The sequence below is a fragment of the Streptomyces anulatus genome, from assembly GCF_014650675.1.
Lineage (GTDB): Bacteria > Actinomycetota > Actinomycetes > Streptomycetales > Streptomycetaceae > Streptomyces > Streptomyces anulatus.
The window spans coordinates 25,393-43,621 of sequence record NZ_BMVK01000005.1 but is presented as its reverse complement, the minus strand read 5'-3'; the positions used below and the strand labels follow the sequence as shown (position 1 = coordinate 43,621).

At 71.6% G+C, this 18,229-nt stretch carries 15 protein-coding genes; 6 read left to right on the top strand and 9 right to left on the bottom strand.

Annotation, left to right across the window (positions count from 1 at the left end; translation table 11 throughout):
• The first annotated feature begins 136 nt into the window (after positions 1-136).
• Positions 137-355, top strand: coding sequence for a hypothetical protein (locus IE272_RS14415; protein WP_007452295.1), 219 nt, complete (start codon positions 137-139; stop codon positions 353-355).
• Here the strand turns inward: IE272_RS14415 and IE272_RS14410 are convergent.
• Positions 349-1,164, bottom strand: a complete 816-nt coding sequence (locus IE272_RS14410; protein WP_190007015.1) for a helix-turn-helix transcriptional regulator — start codon at positions 1,162-1,164, stop codon at positions 349-351. The two genes, IE272_RS14415 and IE272_RS14410, sit on opposite strands and share 7 nt — an antisense overlap.
• Positions 1,165-1,280: 116 nt before the next feature.
• On the opposite strand from IE272_RS14410, the gene IE272_RS14405 reads away from it, so the two are divergent.
• Entirely contained in the window at positions 1,281-1,721 is a 441-nt protein-coding gene (locus IE272_RS14405; protein ID WP_050357025.1) for a hypothetical protein, read from the top strand.
• A 132-nt stretch (positions 1,722-1,853) separates the two neighbouring features.
• A complete protein-coding gene (locus IE272_RS14400; protein ID WP_190007014.1) occupies positions 1,854-3,371 on the top strand; it encodes a cryptochrome/photolyase family protein in 1,518 nt (505 codons plus the stop codon).
• 75 nt (positions 3,372-3,446) lie between these two features.
• Here the strand turns inward: IE272_RS14400 and IE272_RS14395 are convergent, their stop codons facing one another.
• Positions 3,447-4,790: an aminotransferase-like domain-containing protein gene (locus IE272_RS14395; RefSeq protein WP_190007013.1), complete on the bottom strand. Its 1,344-nt coding sequence runs from the start codon at positions 4,788-4,790 to the stop codon at positions 3,447-3,449.
• 198 nt (positions 4,791-4,988) lie between these two features.
• Between IE272_RS14395 and IE272_RS14390 the strand changes: the two genes are divergently transcribed.
• Positions 4,989-5,633 carry a LysE family translocator gene (locus tag IE272_RS14390; protein ID WP_190007012.1) on the top strand — a complete coding sequence of 215 codons (645 nt, stop codon included), beginning with the start codon at positions 4,989-4,991 and terminating at the stop codon, positions 5,631-5,633.
• Here the strand turns inward: IE272_RS14390 and IE272_RS14385 are convergent, their stop codons facing one another.
• The 7 genes from IE272_RS14385 to IE272_RS14355 all read right to left on the bottom strand — a co-directional run bounded on the left by IE272_RS14385 (position 5,634) and on the right by IE272_RS14355 (position 15,593).
• Complete coding sequence (locus IE272_RS14385; protein WP_050357021.1) at positions 5,634-6,692, bottom strand: vWA domain-containing protein; 1,059 nt, start codon at positions 6,690-6,692, stop codon at positions 5,634-5,636. It abuts the gene before it with no gap.
• Positions 6,693-6,860: 168 nt separating this feature from the next.
• Complete coding sequence (locus tag IE272_RS14380) at positions 6,861-9,413, bottom strand: collagenase (protein WP_190007170.1); 2,553 nt, start codon at positions 9,411-9,413, stop codon at positions 6,861-6,863.
• A gap of 317 nt (positions 9,414-9,730) precedes the next feature.
• Positions 9,731-10,810, bottom strand: a complete 1,080-nt coding sequence (locus tag IE272_RS14375) for an ABC transporter ATP-binding protein (RefSeq protein ID WP_073959919.1) — start codon at positions 10,808-10,810, stop codon at positions 9,731-9,733.
• Entirely contained in the window at positions 10,807-11,871 is a 1,065-nt protein-coding gene (locus IE272_RS14370; protein WP_190007011.1) for an ABC transporter ATP-binding protein, read from the bottom strand. The genes IE272_RS14375 and IE272_RS14370 overlap by 4 nt, the downstream gene beginning before the upstream one ends.
• Before the next feature lies 1 nt (position 11,872).
• Positions 11,873-12,859, bottom strand: a complete 987-nt coding sequence (locus tag IE272_RS14365) for an ABC transporter permease (protein ID WP_050357017.1) — start codon at positions 12,857-12,859, stop codon at positions 11,873-11,875.
• Complete coding sequence (locus IE272_RS14360) at positions 12,856-13,827, bottom strand: ABC transporter permease (protein ID WP_047179245.1); 972 nt, start codon at positions 13,825-13,827, stop codon at positions 12,856-12,858. The genes IE272_RS14365 and IE272_RS14360 overlap by 4 nt, the downstream gene beginning before the upstream one ends.
• Positions 13,828-13,847: 20 nt before the next feature.
• Positions 13,848-15,593, bottom strand: coding sequence for an ABC transporter substrate-binding protein (locus IE272_RS14355; RefSeq protein WP_057666333.1), 1,746 nt, complete (start codon positions 15,591-15,593; stop codon positions 13,848-13,850).
• 373 nt (positions 15,594-15,966) lie between these two features.
• Here IE272_RS14355 and IE272_RS14350 point away from each other — a divergent pair, with 373 nt between their 5' ends.
• Together IE272_RS14350 and IE272_RS14345 are read left to right on the top strand one after the other, a co-directional pair.
• Positions 15,967-17,427 carry an aminopeptidase P family protein gene (locus IE272_RS14350; protein ID WP_190007010.1) on the top strand — a complete coding sequence of 487 codons (1,461 nt, stop codon included), beginning with the start codon at positions 15,967-15,969 and terminating at the stop codon, positions 17,425-17,427.
• Positions 17,428-17,506: 79 nt separating this feature from the next.
• Positions 17,507-18,217, top strand: a complete 711-nt coding sequence (locus tag IE272_RS14345; protein ID WP_050357013.1) for a GntR family transcriptional regulator — start codon at positions 17,507-17,509, stop codon at positions 18,215-18,217.
• The last annotated feature ends 12 nt before the right edge of the window (positions 18,218-18,229 follow it).

Below are 18,229 nucleotides of genomic sequence, written 5' to 3'. Positions count from 1 at the left end.
CCGGGTCGCGACCACTCACCACCCAAGATACCCCCCAGGGGTATGAAGTCAACCGGAAGGTGACCTTATGGCGGGGGCACGGGGCACGGAGAATGTCGCTCACCGGCTTGGCCGAAGCGGAGGGAAGCGGGATTCCATGGGGGCATTCGTCGCGCTGATGGCGGGACTGGGCGGGGCGGCCGCGTGGTGCGCGGTGGTGCTGGTGCGGCGCGGGCGCCGCGGGTCGACCGAGAACGCGGACGGGCTGCTGATCGAGCAGGCGGCCCGGCTGCGGGCGCAGAAGATGAAGACCGACGGGCGCGCCTTCCAGGTCTACCCCCACGGGGAGCCGGGCTCAGGACAGCGCCGTCACTGACCCTCGGGGCCCATCGCCGCCAGGGCGCGCAGCAGGGTGTCCGTCTGCTCGTCCATCGGGAAGAACGACTCCACCGCGAGTTCCGAGAGGGTCACGTCGGCGGGCGCCCCGAAGGTGGCGATCGTGCTGAAGAACGCCATGTCGCCGAGGGGTGTGCGGATGCGCAACGGGACGACGATGCCCGTCGGGTCCACGGGGCCGGGGTCGGCGTCGAGGTCCGGCGGGGCCGGGTAGGCGGACACCTCCTCGTACAGCTCCCGCAGATCACGGTGGCCGGTGGTGTCGGCCTGGTGCCGCAGCCGGCCGAGGGCATGGGCGCGGACCTGGGCGAAGTTCAGGCACTGGGAGGCGAGGCCCTCCGGGTGGAGGATCAGCCGCATCACATTGCCTCCCGACTCCGTCAGATGCGGCGGCACGGCGCCGAGCAGGAGGGACATCGCGTCGTTGCGGTCGACGATGTTCCAGATCCGGTCGATCGCGGCGGCGGGGTACGGCTCGTGGCCGGCCAGCATCGCCCTGACCGCGGAGCGGACCATGGCCATCCGGTCGCTGTCGAGCGGCGACTCCCGGTACGCGGGGGCGTAACCGGCAGCCAGCAGCAGGCCGTTGCGGTCCCGCAGCGGGACGCCGAGGTGCTCGGCGAGCCGGAGGACCATCTCCCGGCTCGGCCGGGCGCGGCCCGTCTCCACGCAGGAGAGGTGCCGGGTCGAGGAATCCGCCCGCAGCGCCAGGTCGAGCTGGCTGAGCTTGCGGCGGCGGCGCCACTCCCGGAGCAACAGGCCCACGCGGGGCGGCTCTTCGGTCTCCATGACCTCACCGTATCCAAGGTTCACCGTCCACGCGTCCATGACCTGGGAGGTCATGGAGTGCGGGCCCCTGCGCGTGGCACGGTGTCACCGACCCCACCGGCCGAAGGAGATCCGAGATGACGTACGCCCTCACCCCGCCCGCGACGGTGGCCCCCGCACGGGACGCCGCCCGGTTCCTCCGTCTGGTGCTGCGCGTCGACGGTGCGAGCACCGCCGTGATGGGCGTCGTGCTGGTCGCGGCGGCCGTGCCGCTCGGCTCCGCGACCGGAATGCCGGTGGCCTTCGCCGTGGCGTTCGGGATCTTCCAGATCGGCGGGGCGGCCTGTCTCGCCCTGATCGCCGGCTATCCGGTGATCCCGCCCGCCCTGGCCAGGACCGTCGTCGCGGTGAACGCCCTGTGCGCGGTCGGGTGCGTGGTGACGGCCTTCGCCGGCTTCGTGCCGCTCAACGGGTTCGGGGTGGTGTTCCTGCTGATCGGCGCCCTGATCGTGACGGTCTACACGGCGCTCCAGTACACGGGGCTGCGGCGGATGACGGCGGCGTCCTCGTCGCGGTAGAGCCTGCCGTCGAACTACCGGCGTCGCCCGCCCGGCAGACGTCGGTTCCCTGGGCGGCGTGGCGTCACCGTGACCTTCTCTGCCGTCCCTAGCCTGACGGAGGGGTACCCGACGGCAGGACAGGCGCACGTCATGGAACCACGCACGCACTGGCTCTTCGGGGACCAGCTCGGCCCCCACTTCCTGGACCCCCGCCGCGGCGGACCGGACGCACACGCCCCCGTCCTGATGATCGAGGCCCGGTCCGTGCTGCGCAGACGTCGATTCCACCGGGCCAAGGCCCACCTCGTCCTCTCCGCGATGCGGCACCGGGCGGCCGAACTGGGCGACCGCGTCCGCTACGTACAGGCCGAGACCTACGCGGACGGGCTGGCGGAGGCAGGGTTCGACGGCCGCGGGAACCGCCTGACGGTCTGCCACCCGACCTCCCGCGCCGCGCTGGACTTCGTCACCGCACGGGACGAGGTCGACGTCCTCCCGGCCCGCGGCTTCCTGCTGCCGCAGGCGGAGTTCGAGGCGTGGGCGAAGGAGCACACGGGCGACCGCCTGCGGATGGAGGGCTTCTACCGGTGGGTCCGCCGTCGCCACGAGCTGCTCATGGACGGCGACGAGCCCGCCGGGGGGACCTGGAACCTCGACCACGACAACCGCGAGCCGCCGCCCCGGGGTTGTTCGACCCTGGAGGCGCCCGCCCCGTACCGCCCGGCCGAGGACGGGATCGACGACGAGGTGCGCCACGACCTCGACCGCTGGGAGCGTGACGGGGACGTCTCGTTCGTCGGCCGTGACGGCCCGCGCCGCTTCCCCGTCACCCGGCGGGAGGCGCTGGCCGCGCTCCGGCGCTTCGTCTCGCACCGGCTCGGCGACTTCGGCCGCTACGAGGACGCGATGCTGGCGGATGACCCGGTGATGAGCCACAGCCTGTTGTCCGTCCCCCTCAACCTGGGGCTCCTGGACCCGGCCGAATGCGTCGAGCGGGCCGAGAAGGCCTGGCGCTCGGGCGGGGCACCGCTCAACAGCGTCGAGGGCTTCGTGCGCCAGATCGCCGGCTGGCGCGAGTACGTGTGGCAGCTCTACTGGCACTTCGGCGAGGACTACCGGGGCCGCAACGCGCTGCGCCACACCGCGCCGCTGCCCGACTGGTTCCTCGGCCTGGACGCGGAGGCGGTCACGGCGAACTGCCTGTCCACCGCGCTGGCCCAGGTCCGGGACACCGGCTGGACCCATCACATCCCGCGCCTCATGGTGCTGGGCAGCCGTGCTCTGCAGGACGGCTGGGACCCGGCCGCCGTGACCGACTGGTTCCACCGCTGCTTCGTGGACGGCTACGACTGGGTGATGCTCCCCAACGTCGTCGGCATGTCGCAGTACGCGGACGGCGGCCGGATGACGACCAAGCCGTACACCTCCGGCGGCGCCTACATCAACAGGATGAGCGACCTGTGCGCCCCCTGCGCCTACCGCCCCACCGACCGGACCGGCGACCACGCCTGCCCGTACACGGCGGGCTACTGGGCTTTCCTGCACCGCCACCGGACCGCCCTGAGCGCCAACCACCGCATGGCGAGGGCGGTCAAGGGCCTGGACCGGCTGAAGGACCTCGACGGACTCCTGGAGGAGTCCTCGGAGCGCGGGGACCGGGCGCCCTGAGCGCGGCCACGACCACAACCTCGGCCTCCGGCTTCCACCGTGAAGATCGCGTCCGCCGGGGAGCACGCACGCCCTCTACTCCCCCGCGAAGTCCTCCGGGGCGGACCGGGCGAGGTCGGCGAGGGTCGCGAGGGCCCGGGAGAGGGCCTCGCGGGTGGGTGACGCCAGGCCGAGGCGGACCGCCTGCGGGCCCCGGTCGCGGCCCGTGGTGAACGCCGCGGCCGGAGTGACCGCGATGCCGTGGCGCGCGGCGGCGGCGACGAAGGTGTCGGCCCGCCAGGGGCTGGGCAGCTCCCACCAGCGGTAATACGAGAACGGGGCGCTGCGCGTACGGAAGCCCCCGAGGTGCCGGTGGGCGATCTCCTGCCGCACCCCGGCCTCCCGCTGCTTCGCCCGTACGAGGGCGTCGACGGCGCCGTCCGCCTGCCACTGCGCCATCGCCTCCAGGGGGAAGCGCATGGGCGTCCACCCTCCGGAGCGCAGGGCTCCCGCGACCCGGCCCGCCGCAGCGGCGGGGGCCACGGCGAACCCGAGGGACAGCCCCGGGGACAGCCGTTTGGAGAGGCTGTCGACGAGGACGGTCCGCTCGGCGGCCCGCGAGGCGAGGGGCGCCGCGTCATCCCGGAGGAAGGCCCAGACGGCGTCCTCGATCGCGTCGATCCCCGAGGTCAGCAGCACGTCGGCCAGGTGGTCGAGCCGCCGCGCGGGCATGGTGAGGGACAGTGGGTTGTTCAGGACCGGCTGTACGTAGACGGCGTGCAGCGGATCCGCGCGGTGCGCCTCCTCCACCGCCTCCGGGATCAGCCCGTCGCCGTCCATGGCCAGGGGCACGAGGGTGACGCCGAGCCGGGCGGCGATGGCCTTCAGCACCGGGTAGGTGAACTCCTCGACGCCCAGCCGGGCGCCCGGCCGGGTCAGCGCGGCGACGGCGGCGGAGATGGCCTGCCGGCCGTTGCCCGCGAACAGGATCCGTTCCGGGTCGGGCCGCCATCGCCCGCGCGTGAGGACATCGGCGGCGGCCTCGCGGGCGGCGGGGGTACCGGCGGGCCCGACCGGGCGGAGCACCGACTCCAGGCGGTCGGAGCGCACCAGCTTCTCCAGGCCGGCGGCGAGCAGCCCGGCCTGCTCGGGGACGACGGGGTGGTTCAGCTCCAGGTCGATCCGGCTGTCGGCGGGCTCGGAGAGGGCCGGGGCGGGAGCGGGAGCGCCGGGCGCGTCCGTGACGAACGTGCCGCGTCCGACCTGGCCGACGGTGAGGCCCCGGCGGGCCAGTTCCTGGTAGACGCGGGCGGCGGTGGAGTCGGCGATGGCGTGGATCCTGGCGAACTCCCGCTGCGGAGGCAGCCGTTCCCCGCCCTTCAGCCGCCCCGCCGCGATCTCCTCCGCCACCCCGTCGGCGACGGACCGGAAGTCCTTCACAGGCTTCGCCTCCTCGGTGGGCGTTCGGCGTCGAATCCCTGACGAGCGGCATCCAAGCACGACATTGCACCGAGTGCAATGCCCTCTATTGAACCGAGAAGGACGGCAAACCTAGACTCCGATTGCACCGGTCGCGGGGGGCCGGTGCACAGGGTGCCGGGCCTTGCCGGCACCCCATGAACAGAGCGGCGGGAGAGCATGGTCGAGCTGAGCGGGGTGCTGGGGGTCGCTCTGGTCGCCCTGGGCATGGTGCTCACCCCGGGCCCGAACATGATCTATCTCGTCTCCCGGAGCATCACCCAGGGGCGACGCGCGGGAGTGGTGTCCCTGGGCGGTGTGGCCGTGGGCTTCCTGGTCTATCTGCTGGCCACGAATCTCGGCCTTTCGGTGGTCTTCCTCGCGGTGCCCGAGCTGTACGTGGCCGTGAAACTGGCCGGCGCCGCCTACCTGGCCTATCTGGCCTGGAACGCCCTGAGGCCCGGGGGCGTGTCCGTCTTCGCCCCCGAGGAGCTGCCGCACGACTCCTCGCGCAAACTGTTCACGATGGGCCTGATGACGAATCTGCTCAACCCGAAGATCGCCATCATGTATCTCTCGCTCATCCCGCAGTTCATCAGCCTGGAGGCGGGAAACGTGCTGCTCCAGGGCTTTCTGCTGGGCTCCGTGCAGATCGTGGTGGCCCTCAGCGTCAATCTGGGCATCGTCCTGGCGGCGGGTGCCATCGCCGCCTTCCTCGCGCGACGCCCCTCCTGGCTCCGCGTCCAGCGCTACCTGATGGGCACGGCGTTGGGCCTGCTCGCCGTGTCGGTGGCGACGGACACCTCGGCACCGGCCAGAGCGTGATCAGAGCATGATGAGCAGGCGCGTATCGGCCTTGAGCTTCCTGTTCACCGAACGGCTCTGCACATAGACCTCCAGCTTGGGGTTGTTGCCGGCCTTCACCGAGACGGTCCCACGGACTCCCGCTCCGAACAGCAGGTTGCGCGCCGCCTCGCCCGTGTAGGCGCGGTCGGTGTCCTTCTCGACGACGATGACCTCCTTGTCGGGCTGCACCTGCACCCGGGTGCCCAACTGGTAGTAGCAGGAACCGCGTTCGTAGGTGACTCCCGGATGCGAGTCGACGAAGGCGCGGATCTCCACCTCCTTGTCGACCTTCAGCAGCCGGTACTTGTCGGCCGCGACCGGTTCGAGGTTGGCCCGCACGTCGTCCACCGATATGTCCTGGCCGACGGCGAACAGGTTCTTCGTGCCGCGCACGCCCTGCTCGCGACCGCGCAGGAAGCTGGTGGCGGCGGCGCGCACGGTGCCGATCGCGTCCTCGACGCCCTTCTGGGAGTCCGCGTCCCAGATGGCGATGTTGCCTGCCGGGAAGCCGTAGTTCTGGGCGGTGCGCTTCGCCAGCGAGTTCGGAACGAGGATCGCGGAGGTCCAGTGCCCCGGAAGCCCGTTCATCTTCGCGGTGATCCGGTCGAGCCAGGGGCCGAGGATGCTCATGTCGCCGTCGTGCCGGCGGTCGCCGCCGGAGGCGTTCTCCTCGCCGTCCGTCACCACGATCTGGAGGAAGCTGTGCTCGCCGTACTCCTCCCAGATGTGCCCCAGGTCGTCCAAGGACTTGAGCGAGGCCTCGATGAGGGCGGTGGCGCCGTTGTTGACCTTGTAGAGCCCCCGCATGGACGGGAGGTGCTTCACGTCCATGTCCCAGACCAGGTTCTCCACCCGGTGGTCGAAGGAGTAGAGGCTGATCCGCGTCTCGTGGCCGAGGCTGTCCGACTCGGCCTTCAGTCCCGCCACGAACTCGTCCACGACGCGGATGAGCTGACCCTGGTGCTGGTACATGGAACCCGAGGCGTCCACGACCAGAGCGACGTGATTCACCTTGTGCTGGATCCTGTTGGCGGACATGCTTCTGCTCCTTCGTCCGGTGCTCCCCGGTGCTCCCCCGAGTGATGCTTCGACTCTATGGGGAGGCACTGACAGTGGAGCCGGGCCGCCGCCGACCGCCCCGCGCACGGCCGGGCCGGGGCCGGCGCCGATGGCGCCGACCCCGGCCGGGGGGGGTGAAGCAGCGGGTCAGAACTCGGTGGTGACGGTGGCCCCGCTGAAGGCGGCCGCCGCGTGGAGGCTGATGTAGTTGGCGCCGGACGGCGGGTTGGTGATGGTCAGGGTGTGGGAGTTGCCCGCACCGGTGGCCCGGTTGGTGTGGGCGCCGGTGGTCGCCCAGTTGGCGTTGCTGTAGTAGAGGTCGGCGTCGCCGGTGCCTCCGCTGATGGTGATCTTCAGCTGCGTGGTGCCGGCCGGGACGTACAGGTAGTGGTAGGCGTAGTCGCCGGTGGGGGCGGAGAGGTTGCCGCGACGGCAGTTCTTGCCCAGCACGCGGGTGTCGGGGTCGGTGCACTCGCCGACGGTGGAGCCGCCGGTCACGGTGACCGTCCGGGTGGTGGTGGCCGTGGCGCCCTTGTCGTCGGTCACGGTCAGGCGGACGGTGTAGCTGCCCGCGGCGCCGTAGGTCTTGGCGGGGCTGGTCTGCGTGGAGGTGGTGCCGTCGCCGAAGTCCCAGGAGCGGGAGGCGATGGTGCCGTCGGCGTCGGTCGAGCGGTCGGTGAGGGTGACCGTCAGGCCCTTGACCTCGGCGGTGAACTCGGCGGCGGGGGCCTGGTTGCCCGGCTGGCCGCCGCCACCGCAGTCACCGGCGGCGCATGCGGCGAGCCAGGTCTTCCAGTCGCTGTCGTAGCGCGTGCCGACGGTGCTGGTGAGGTAGGTCCGGGCGGCGCTCCACTCGCCGGCGCGGTAGTGGGCGAGCACCTTGTCCATGTCGGCGGGGTGCTTCTCCAGCATGTACCGCACGGCGAGGTAGCCCCAGCGGTACACCCGTGTGGTGTCGTGGCTGTAGTCGGTGCTGAACAGGGTGCTCAGTGCGTAGGTGCCCTTGCCCGCCTCGGTCATCGCCGCGGTGTAGGGCTCCTCGCGGTAGTGGTAGGAGATGTACTCCGCGAAGCCCTCGACCCACCAGATGGTCGGGGTGGTCATGTTGGCGGCGAAGTCGCCGTACATGGTGAAGCGGCCGTCGAGGTAGTGGGTGTACTCGTGGTTGAGGTTCCAGATGTGGAAGTCCGGTCGCAGCCACTCGGCCTCGTAGGCGATGAAGCGGGGCTGGTTGCCCACGACGGAGGGGTCGCCCTCCAGGTACATGCCGCCGTTGTTGGTGTCGATCCCGTACATCGCGCCGGCGTAGGTCTGGTAGTCGGCGCTGGAGTCGTAGGCGATCACCTCGATGGTGGTGTTGTTGTCGTCGGCGACCGGGCCGTTGTCCTTGGCGATCCGGTGGAAGTAGGCGTCCTGCTCGATGAGGCTGGTGCAGCTGGCGCTCAGCTCGGCGGACGTCATCTGCTGGGCCAGGATGCGAATGCTGGGGCTACAGGTGTGACGGACCGGCAGCACCTCGCGCTTGAGGCGCTCCTGGAGGTCGCAGACGCCGTATGTCGCGCAGTTCGCCTTGTCGTAGTAGTCGGCCATCTCCGCTATGCCCACCCAGAGCGGGGCGGTGGGGCCGGTGATGGAGGTGTCCCGGAGCAGTGCGGTCGCCAGCGGGCGGACCTTGCCCTGCAGGCTCGTGTGCTGGAGGAAGCGGCCCAGCTCCCGTCCCGCGTTGGAGGTCAGGTACGCCTGGTCGCCCTCCAGCAGGGAGAGGTGGTCGGCGGCGAAGCGGTGCAGCGAGTCGATGAGGCTCGGGTCCGACTCGACGGCACTGACGAACTCGGGCACCTGGTGGCCCCGGAAGGTCACCGTGTAAACGTTGTTGACCGCGGCGAGCATCCGTGAGGACGCGTTCCAGGTGGAGTTGTAGTCCGCGAGCATCCGCTTGACGACGGAGATGTACCGGGCGTTCTCCTGGGCGCTGTCGATCAGGATGACCGCCTCGGACAGCGTCTCGCCGTTGGCGTCGGTCACGTCGCGCGACCGGGAGCTGGCGAAGAAGCCGTCGAGGCCCGAGCGGATGGCGGTCTGCAGGGTGGGGCCGTACGGTCCGACGACGTCCGGGTTGTACCACTGCACGTAGTACCCGGCCCGGAGGTACAGCACGAGCTGCGGGGTGCCGGTGCTCGCGTCCCCGGGGTAGTTCGCGGCGTTGTCGCGCAGCGCGTAGGCCACCGAGGTCATCTGCGCTTCACGGAAGGCCAGTTGGGCGTTGTTGCCGGTGAGGCTGAACAGCGTGTTCACGCAGTCCGTGGTGGACGCCTTGATGAATCGCACCAGTTCGCTTCCGGTGCGGCCGGTGAAGTCGGCCGGGTCGCACGCGGCGGCCGCCTTCGCCGAGGACTTCTTGCCCGCGCCCTGCTTCGGCGGGGCGTCGTGCTCGCCGTAGGCCTCCTTGAGGGGGGACTTGTCGGCGCTCAGCGGGGGAAGCTGGGACGCCTTCAGCCGGTTCTTGGCCTGGTGGTCGGCGTCCGATGCGGGGGACTGCTGCGCCTGCGGCGCGGGGTCGGCCGAACCGGCGGGGCGGGACGGCTGGGACGCGTTCGATGCCGTGGCTGCCGAAGGGGAGTTCGGCTGCGCCTGGGCCGGCTGCACGAGCAGCGCGACGCCCATCGCCCCGGCCAGAGCCAGGGGCAGAACGGCACCCACACCTCGGCGGACGAGTGTGGTTCTCACGTTTTTTCCTCCCATGAGGGGTCGGAGGCACGCGCATGCGTGACCGATGGGATGCACAGGGCGTGGGGCAGGGGGTGTTGTCGTGCCGTGCTGTCGGCCGGACGGATTGGGGTCGCTGTCCGGAGTTGACATGCCCACGCCCTGTGACATGTACAATGGCACAGGTCACACATCACAGGGAAGACATCTGACCGAATCCGCTACGACTTTCCGGTGAACGCCGCCCGGCGGGAACGAGCGGCCCGGCCGGGAGGGGCGGCCCGGACGTGCGCCGGGCCGCCGGGAGCCTCTCAGCCCGTTTCGGGGAAGTGGCAGGCCGCCGTACGTGCGCCGGAGCCCACGACCTGGAGCAGCGGCCGCTCGGTGCGGCAGACGGCCTGAGCCTTCGGGCAGCGCGGATGGAAGCCGCAGCCGCTGGGCGGCGCGGCGGGGCTCGGCGGGTCGCCGAGCAGGAGGATCCGCTCCCGGCGGCGCTCCGCCGCCGGGTCGGGCAGCGGAACCGCCGAGAGCAGCGCCCGGGTATAGGGGTGCGCCGGCCGGTCGTACAGCTCGTGCTTGTCGCCGATCTCGACGATCCGGCCCAGATACATCACCGCCACCCGGTCGCACACCCGCTTCACGACGGACAGGTCGTGGGCGATGAAGAGGAACGACAGCCCCAGTTCGTCGCCCAGACGCTCCATCAGGTTGACGACCTGGGCCTGCACGGACACGTCGAGCGCGGAGACCGGCTCGTCGGCGACGATCAGGCGGGGGCCGGTAGCCAGGGCCCGGGCGATGCCGATGCGCTGGGCCTGGCCACCGGAGAACTGGTACGGGTGCCGGTCCAGGTGTTCGGAGCCCAGGCCCACCAGGTCGAGCAGTTCGGCGGCCCGGTCCCGGGCCGCCCGGACCGTGGCCCCCTGCACCAGCAGGGGTTCGGAGATGATCCGGGCGACGGTCTGCCGGGGGTTCAGGGAGGCGTGGGGATCCTGGAAGATGATCTGGAGGTGCTGCCGGACCGGCCGCAGCTCGCGCTGGGACAGGTGCGTGATGTCGCGGCCCTCGAACTCGACGGCCCCCGCGGTGGGTTCCAGCAGCCGGACCAGCATCCGGCCCGTGGTGGACTTGCCGCAGCCGGACTCTCCGACCAGCCCCAGGGTCTCCCCCGCGGCGAGCTCCAGATCGACGCCGTCCACCGCGCGGACCGGCGCGGTGGCGCGGCCCAGGACGCGGCGGCCGGGGAACGTCTTCACCAGTCCGCGCACGGACAGCAGGGGCGCGGCGCCGTCGTCCCCGGCCGTACGGGAGTCCGGCGCGGCGGCCGGCGCGGGACCGGTCTCCTCCGAACGGGCCGGTGAGCGGCGGGACTTGGAGTACGTGGGTTTCATCGGGCCTCCTCGGCCGGTACGGGGGCCCCGCCGGACGGACCGGGATGCGGGGCGGCCGGCAGGGGCAGGTGGCAGGCGACCAGCCGGCCGCCGCCGGGCACACCCCTGGGACGGGGGCTCTCCCCGGCGCAGCGGGCCCGCTCCGGGACGGTGGCTGCGGCCGCCCGGGGGCAGCGCGGCTCGAAGGGGCAGCCGGCTCTCGGCTCGGCCGGTGAGGGCGGGGAGCCGGGGATGGCGCGCAGCGGTGCGTCGTCCGGGTCGTCCAGTCGGGGCAGGGAGTCCAGGAGGCCCCGGGTGTAGGGGTGTGCGGGGCTGTGGAACAGCTCGTCCACCGGAGCCTGTTCGGCGCCGCGCCCGCCGTACATGACGAGCACCTCGTGGGCGACGCGGGCCACCACGCCCAGGTCGTGGGTGATCATCAGGACGCCCAGTCCGCGGTCCTGCTGGAGCCGGGCGATCAGTTCGAGGATCTGCGCCTGGACGGTGACGTCGAGCGCGGTGGTCGGTTCGTCGGCGACGAGGAGTTCGGGTTCGCAGGAGAGGGCCATGGCGATCATGGCGCGCTGGCGCATGCCGCCCGAGAACTGGTGCGCGTACTCCCCCGCCCGGCGGCCCGGTTCGGGGATGCCGACCTCGCCGAGCATCTCCACGGCTCGTCTGCGGGCGACGCGCCGGCCGCTGCCGAAGTGGTGGCGGTGGGCCTCCGCGATCTGTTCGCCGACGGTGTACGCGGGGTGCAGTGCGGACAGCGGGTCCTGGAAGACCATGGCCATCCGGCGGCCGCGCAGCCGGCCGAAGCGGCGGTCGGTCAGGCCGAGGAGCTCCTGCCCGGCGAGGGTGATCGATCCGCTCACCCGGGCCCGGCGGTGCAGGCCCATCACGGCGAGGGAGGTGACCGATTTGCCGGAGCCGGATTCGCCGACCAGACCCAGGGTGCGGCCTGCCTCCACGGTGAAGGAGACCCCGTCGACCGCCTGGACGGTTCCGGCGGGGGTGTCGAAGGCGACCCGCAGGTCGTGGACGCGCAGCAGGGACTGGTCCGGTTCGGTGGTGGGCGGCACGTCAGTTCCTCACCCTCGGGTCGACGACGGCGTACAGGAGGTCGATGACGACGTTGGCCGCCACGATGAAGAAGGCCGCGAGCAGGGTGACGCCGAGCACGACGGGCTGGTCGGAGCGTTGCAGGGCGTCGTAGAAGAGCCTGCCGACGCCGGGGATGCCGAAGATGGACTCGGTGATGACCGCTCCGGCCAGCAGGGCGCCGAGGTCCATGCCGAAGAGCGTGAGGACCGGCATCATCGCGGACCGCAGTCCGTGTTTGACCACGACGGTCCGGGCGGGCAGGCCCTTGGCGCGGGCGGTCCTGATGTACGGCTGCGCCATCGTCTCGATCATCGAACTGCGGCTCTGGCGGGCGTACATGGCGGCGTAGAGCAGGGCCAGGGCGATCCAGGGCAGCAGCAGGTTGGCCGCCCAGGCGAGGGGGTCGTCGGTGAGCGGGACGTAGGCGGGGTAGGGCAGCAGCCCGGTCAGCCGGACCAGCCCGTACAGGAGCATCACCGCGGTGAAGTAGACGGGCAGGGACGCGGTGGCCACCGCGCCGACCATCAGGGTGCGGTCGAGCAGTCCTCCCTTGCGCAGGGCGGCGGTGACTCCGGCGCTCAGCCCGAGCACCAGCCACAGGCAGGCGGCGCCGAACGCCAGGGAGACGGAGACGGGCAGGCGGTCCATCAGCAGGTCCCACACCGGCAGGGCGTTCTCGTAGGAGTAGCCGAGGCAGGGGAAGCCGCACTGCAGCGCGTGGGGGCCGGTGCCCAGCTCGCGCCCGGCGAAGATCCCGACGAGGTAGTCGCCGAACTGCCGCCACACCGGCTGGTCGAGGCCCATGAAGTGGCGTACTTCCGCGAGGCGTTCGGGGCTGCACGTCTTGCCGCAGGCGGCCGAGGCGGGGTCGGCGGGCAGCAGGTAGAAGATGACGAAGGTGACGGCGCAGATGGCGAGCAGGACGCCTGCCACGCCGAGGAGCCTGCGGACCAGGTAGGCGATCACGGACGTCCTCCCTGGGGATCGAGGATGTCGCGCAGCGCGTCGCCGAGGACCGTGAAGGCGAGGACGGCGACGAAGAGGAAGACGCTGGGGACGATGAAGTACATGGGGTCCGTCTCGTAGTAGGCGACGGCCTCGGCGATCATCTGGCCCCAGGAGGGGGTGGGCGGGCGCACGCCCACCCCGAGGAAGCTGAGCGCCGCCTCCGTGCTGATCATTCCGGGGATCAGCAGCGTGGTGTACGCGATGACGGGTCCGGAGATGTTGGGCAGCACCTGCCGGGTGAGGATGCGCCAGGGCCCGCTGCCGCAGGCGCGGGCGGCCTCGACGAACTCGCGGTGACGCAGGGAGAGTGCCTCGGCGCGCACCACGCGGGCGATGCCGGGCCAGCCGAAGACGCCGATGACGACGGTCATCAGCACGACCCGGTTGACGTCCTGGGCCACCGACATCATCGCGATCATGAAGATGAGCGAGGGGAAGGACATGGTGAGGTCCATCAGCCGGCTCAGTACGGTGTCGACGCGCCCGCCGAAGTAGCCGGCCGCGATGCCCGCGGCGGTGCCGGTGACGACGACGATCGCGGTGGCGGCGAAGGCGATCAGCAGGGACACCTGCGCGCCGTGGACGACGCGGGCGAACAGGTCGCGGCCGGTGACCGGTTCGACGCCGAGCCAGTGCTCGGCGCTGATGCCGCCGAGGGCGCCGTGGGGCAGGCCGCCGAGGTAGGGGTCGATGGCGTCGGCGTCGAAGGCGGTGGGCGACCAGCCGCCCAGCCGGCTGAGCAGGGGTGCGGTGAGGGCGACGAGGATCAGCAGGGCGGCGGCGATCAGGGCGGTCCGGCTGCCCCGGTCGCCCCAGAGGCGGCGCCAGGTGGTCCGCCACGGGGCGTCGGGCAGCGCGGGTGAGCCGGGCCCGCCGGCTGCCGGGGCGTCGCCCGGTCCGGTGGGCGGGGCGGTGACGATGCTCATGGGAATGCGTCCTCGTCCCCTCAGCCCTTGCTTCGGGACGGGTCCTTGAGACCGATCACGGCGAAGTCGAACTGGCCGGTCCAGGAGGGGTGTCCGAAGGCTCCGGCGATGTTGTCGCCGACCAGCAGCGGCTTGCGCTCCCAGAGCAGGGGGACGGCCGGGGAGGTGCGCTGGATCTCCCGGTCGAGCGCGGTCCACGCCTTGTTGGCGGCGGTCGCGTCGGACATCGCGGCGATCTCGTCCATGCGGCGTTCGACGGCCTTGTCGCGGAACTGGGAGACGTTGCCCTGGTTGCCCTTGGGCTTGATGGTGCGGCCGTCGAAGACGAACGGCAGGAAGGTGGCGGCGGACGGGTAGTCCGGGCACCAGCCGCTGATGGCCATGTCGGGGGCGTTGGCGGTGTCGCCGATGGTGTCGTAGTAGACCGAGGGGTCGACGGTCTCGATCCGCAGCCGTATGCCGACCCGGGACAGGCTCTGCTGGAGCGCCTCGGCGCGGGTCTTGTCCCCGGTGGACACGGTGATCGTCGTGTCGAAGCCGTCGGCCCTGCCCGCCTCGGCGAGAAGCTTCTCGGCCTTCTTCACATCACCGGTGGCCGGCCCGCCGTGGACCGGGGCGGCGGCCCGGCCGCCCGTGAGGGACGGCGGCAGATAGGCGGTGGCGATGTCGTTGAGGGCCGGTCCGCCGTTGGCGGTCACCTGGGCCTCCTTGTCGACGGCGTACTGCATCGCGAGGCGGAGCTTCGGGTCGTCGAACGGCGCGCGGGAGGTGTTCAGCGCGAGCATGTCCGTACAGCCGGTGCGCTCGGCGGAGAGCCGCTGCCGGATCTCCGGCTTCGGCAGGACCTTGGCGACGCTGGAGGGCTGGAGGTCGGACCACTCGACCGCGGAGGCGTCGACGCCCGCGCTCTCGATGATCCGGTCGTCGATCTGGCCGCCCTTGAGCCCCTGGATCACGACGATGCGGTCGGGGTAGGCCTTGCGCACCGGGTCGGTCGCCGCGTCCCAGTGCGTGTTGCGGACCAGCACCAGTTTCTTGCCGCGCGCGTAGCTCTCGATGCGGTACGGGCCGGAGGAGAAGGGCCGCAGGTCGTACTGGACGCCCTTCTCCCGGGATTCGGGCACGGGCGAGAAGGTGGGCAGCGTGACCGTGTAGGAGAACTCGGCGACGGGCCTGTTCAGCGAGAAGACGATGGTCCGGTCGTCGGGGGTCCGGATCGAGTCGAGGTGCTTGCCGTCCAACGGGCCGGCGTACCCCTCGGCGTCGGCCAGATAGCGCTGGGCGTAGTCGGGTCCGCCGGCGAGGTCGGGGGCGAAGGACCGCTCGACGTTGTACTTGATGTCGCGGGCGCGGATCGGGGTGCCGTCCTCGTAGACGAGGCCGGGCTTGAGGGTGAAGGTCCAGGTGCGGCCGCCGTCGGAGGATCTGCCGAGGTCGGTCGCGAGGTCGGGAACGATCTCGCTGCCCTTCTTCCCGGGTTCGGCGCGGAAGGTGGTCAGGGTGCGGTAGATCAGCCGGGTGCCGAAGTCCATCGCCGGCATGACCCAGTTGCGGGCCGGGTCCAGGTGGGCGAAGTCCTGGTTGGACAGCACGGTCAGGGTGCCGCCCCGCTTCGGCGTGCCGCCGATGACGGTGCCGGTCGCCACCCCGGGCTGTCGCCTGTCCGGGTCGCGGTCGTCACCTCCCTGCGTGGAGCAGGCCCCCAGCAGGGCCAGGGCGAGCGAGGTGCTCAGCGATGCGGACAGCATCCGGGTGCGACGGGACATGGGTGCACTCCTCGTACGGGGAAAGGGACGCGGCCGGGGAAGGGACGCGGCGAAACCGGGAACGGGCCGAAGGAAGAAGCGGGAACAGGCCGGCGGAAAGGGGCGGCCCGGAGGGCCCGGTGGTCCGGGCCGGCGGGCGGCCCGGAGGGCGACTGCTTGCGGAAAGCGGGGCCGGAAATCGCGTCCGCATCCGTGTGGTGTGACCCGTAACATAGTAATGTGAAATTGCACAGCCAAGGTGTGCGTCATCCCGTTACCGAAACGTGTCCCCGCCGCACCGGCCGCCCGGCGGCCCGGAAGCGCCCTGGACACCGGGACCGACGAACACCCGCCCACCGCAACGGCATCCGCCACTGATCCTCGAAGGAGACCCATGACCTCGGAGTCCCCGGCCCAGGTACACACCGGCAGCCACGATCTGCCCGTCACCGCCGCCCTGGACGCCTTCATGGCGGCCGACTGGGCGCCGTCCCCGCTGCCCGCCGGCACACAGGTCCCCGGCCGCGCCCTGCTGCCGGACCGCCTGGAGCGGCTGTCGGCCCGCTTCCCGGGCGAGCGGCTCGTCATACCCGCCGGGACGCTCAAGGTCCGCTCGAACGACACCGATCACCGGTTCCGGCCGCACAGCGCCTACGCCTGGCTGACCGGACTGACCGGCGAGGAGCAGCCCGACCACGTCCTGGTCCTCGAACCCTCCGGCCCGGAAGGGCACGAGGCGGTGCTCCACGTCCGCCCCCGCTCCTCCCGGAACACCAGCGACTTCTACCGCGACCGCCGCTACGGCGAGTTCTGGGTCGGCCGCCGCCCCGACCTGGACGAGACGGCGGCGCTGACCGGGCTGCGCTGCACCCACCTCGACGACCTGGCGAAGCTCCTCACCGGCCCGCAGCCGCCGACCCGTCTGCTCGCCGGCGTCGACGCCCGGGTGGACGGCCTGCTCGCCCCCCGGTCCCACACCCCGGCAGGGGACGCCGAGTTGGACGCCGCGCTCTCCGAACTCCGGTTGCGGAAGGACGCCTGGGAGGTCGGCCAGCTCCAGCTGGCCGTCGACCACACCACGGCGGGCTTCGAGGACGTCGCGCGCGCACTGCCCGACGCGCTGCGCCACCCCCGGGGCGAACGCTGGATCGAGGGCGTGTTCCAGCTGCGCGCCCGGAGCGAGGGCAACGGCACGGGGTACGAGACCATCGCGGCGGCGGGCGCGCACGCCTGCGTCCTGCACTGGATCCGCAACGACGGACCGCTCGACCCGTCCCAACTGCTGCTGCTCGACGCGGGGGTGGAGACCGACACCCTCTACACCGCGGACATCACCCGCACCCTGCCCCTGTCGGGCCGCTTCTCGCCGGCCCAACGGGACGTCTACGAACTGGTGCTGGCCGCACAGGAGGCCGCCATCGGCGTCCTGCGACCGGGAGCCCGGTTCCGGGACTTCCACCAGGAGGCCATGCGCGTCATCGCCGAGGGACTGCACGGGTGGGGCATCCTGCCGGTCACGCCCGAGGAGGCGCTCGCCGACGACAGCGGCCTGTACCGCCGTTACACCCTGTGCAGCAGCGGGCACATGCTCGGCATCGACGTGCACGACTGCGCGCGGGCCCGCGCGGAGACCTATCTCGACGGCGTGCTGGAGGAGGGCCACGTCCTCACCGTCGAACCCGGGCTCTACCTCCAGCCGGACGACGAGACGCTGCCGCCCGAGCTGCGCGGCATGGGCGTGCGCATCGAGGACGACCTGGTGATCACGGCGGACGGGGTGAAGCTGCTCTCCGGCGCGCTGCCCCGTACGGTCGACGGTGTCGAGGGCTGGATGGCCCGCCTCCTGGACAGCTGACAGCACTGGCCTTCGAACGATGAGGCACCGCGCAACGTGACATTGTATAGTGCGGTGCCACATCATTGAAGGGGAATGCATGAGTGAGCTGAAGTCCCGCAAACTCATCTCGGTGCAGGAGCATCTGCGCGACCAGGTGGCCAACGCCCTGCGTGCCGCGCTGATCGCGGGGGAACTCCAGCCCGGCGTGATCTACTCGGCGCCGACGCTCGCCGCCGAGTACGGCGTCTCCGCCACTCCCGTGCGCGAGGCCATGCTGGATCTGGCCCGCGAGGGCCTGGTCGAGGCCGTGCGCAACAAGGGGTTCCGCGTCACCGAACTCTCCGAGCGCGACCTGGACGAGTACACCGAGATCCGCGCCCTCATCGAGATCCCCACCATCGGCCGCGTCACCCGCACCGCCTCCCGCGAGCAGTTGGAGGCGGTGCGTCCGGTGGCCGAGGAGATCGTGACCGCCGCGCAGGGCGGCGACCTGATCGCCTACCTGGAGTCGGACCGCCGCTTCCACCTCGACCTGCTCGCCCTCGCCGGGAACGCCCGCCTCGTGGAGACCGTGGCAGACCTGCGCAAGCGCTCCCGGCTCTACGGGCTCACCGACCTGTCCCAGGAGGGGTCGCTGGTGGGATCGGCGCGCGAGCACACCGCGCTCCTGGACATCATGATCGCGGGGGACGCGGAGGGGGCCGAGGAACACATGCGCCGCCATCTCGCACATGTGCGGACCCTGTGGGCGGCCCGTAAGCGCGAAGCCGAACGCGCCGCCCCGTCCCGCAAGCTCGGCGCGCGCTGACGCCGAAGTACG

Excerpts from the sequence above, each read along its gene's own strand:
- IE272_RS14415 (WP_007452295.1), top strand. The coding sequence starts at position 137 with ATGGGGGCATTCGTCGCGCTGATGGCGGGACTGGGCGGGGCGGCCGCG.
- IE272_RS14355 (WP_057666333.1), bottom strand. The coding sequence starts at position 15,593 with ATGTCCCGTCGCACCCGGATGCTGTCCGCATCGCTGAGCACCTCGCTC.
- IE272_RS14375 (WP_073959919.1), bottom strand. The coding sequence starts at position 10,810 with ATGAAACCCACGTACTCCAAGTCCCGCCGCTCACCGGCCCGTTCGGAG.
- IE272_RS14360 (WP_047179245.1), bottom strand. The coding sequence starts at position 13,827 with ATGAGCATCGTCACCGCCCCGCCCACCGGACCGGGCGACGCCCCGGCA.
- IE272_RS14350 (WP_190007010.1), top strand. The coding sequence starts at position 15,967 with ATGACCTCGGAGTCCCCGGCCCAGGTACACACCGGCAGCCACGATCTG.
- IE272_RS14385 (WP_050357021.1), bottom strand. The coding sequence starts at position 6,692 with ATGTCCGCCAACAGGATCCAGCACAAGGTGAATCACGTCGCTCTGGTC.
- IE272_RS14400 (WP_190007014.1), top strand. The coding sequence starts at position 1,854 with ATGGAACCACGCACGCACTGGCTCTTCGGGGACCAGCTCGGCCCCCAC.
- IE272_RS14410 (WP_190007015.1), bottom strand. The coding sequence starts at position 1,164 with ATGGAGACCGAAGAGCCGCCCCGCGTGGGCCTGTTGCTCCGGGAGTGG.
- IE272_RS14345 (WP_050357013.1), top strand. The coding sequence starts at position 17,507 with ATGAGTGAGCTGAAGTCCCGCAAACTCATCTCGGTGCAGGAGCATCTG.
- IE272_RS14405 (WP_050357025.1), top strand. The coding sequence starts at position 1,281 with ATGACGTACGCCCTCACCCCGCCCGCGACGGTGGCCCCCGCACGGGAC.
- IE272_RS14390 (WP_190007012.1), top strand. The coding sequence starts at position 4,989 with ATGGTCGAGCTGAGCGGGGTGCTGGGGGTCGCTCTGGTCGCCCTGGGC.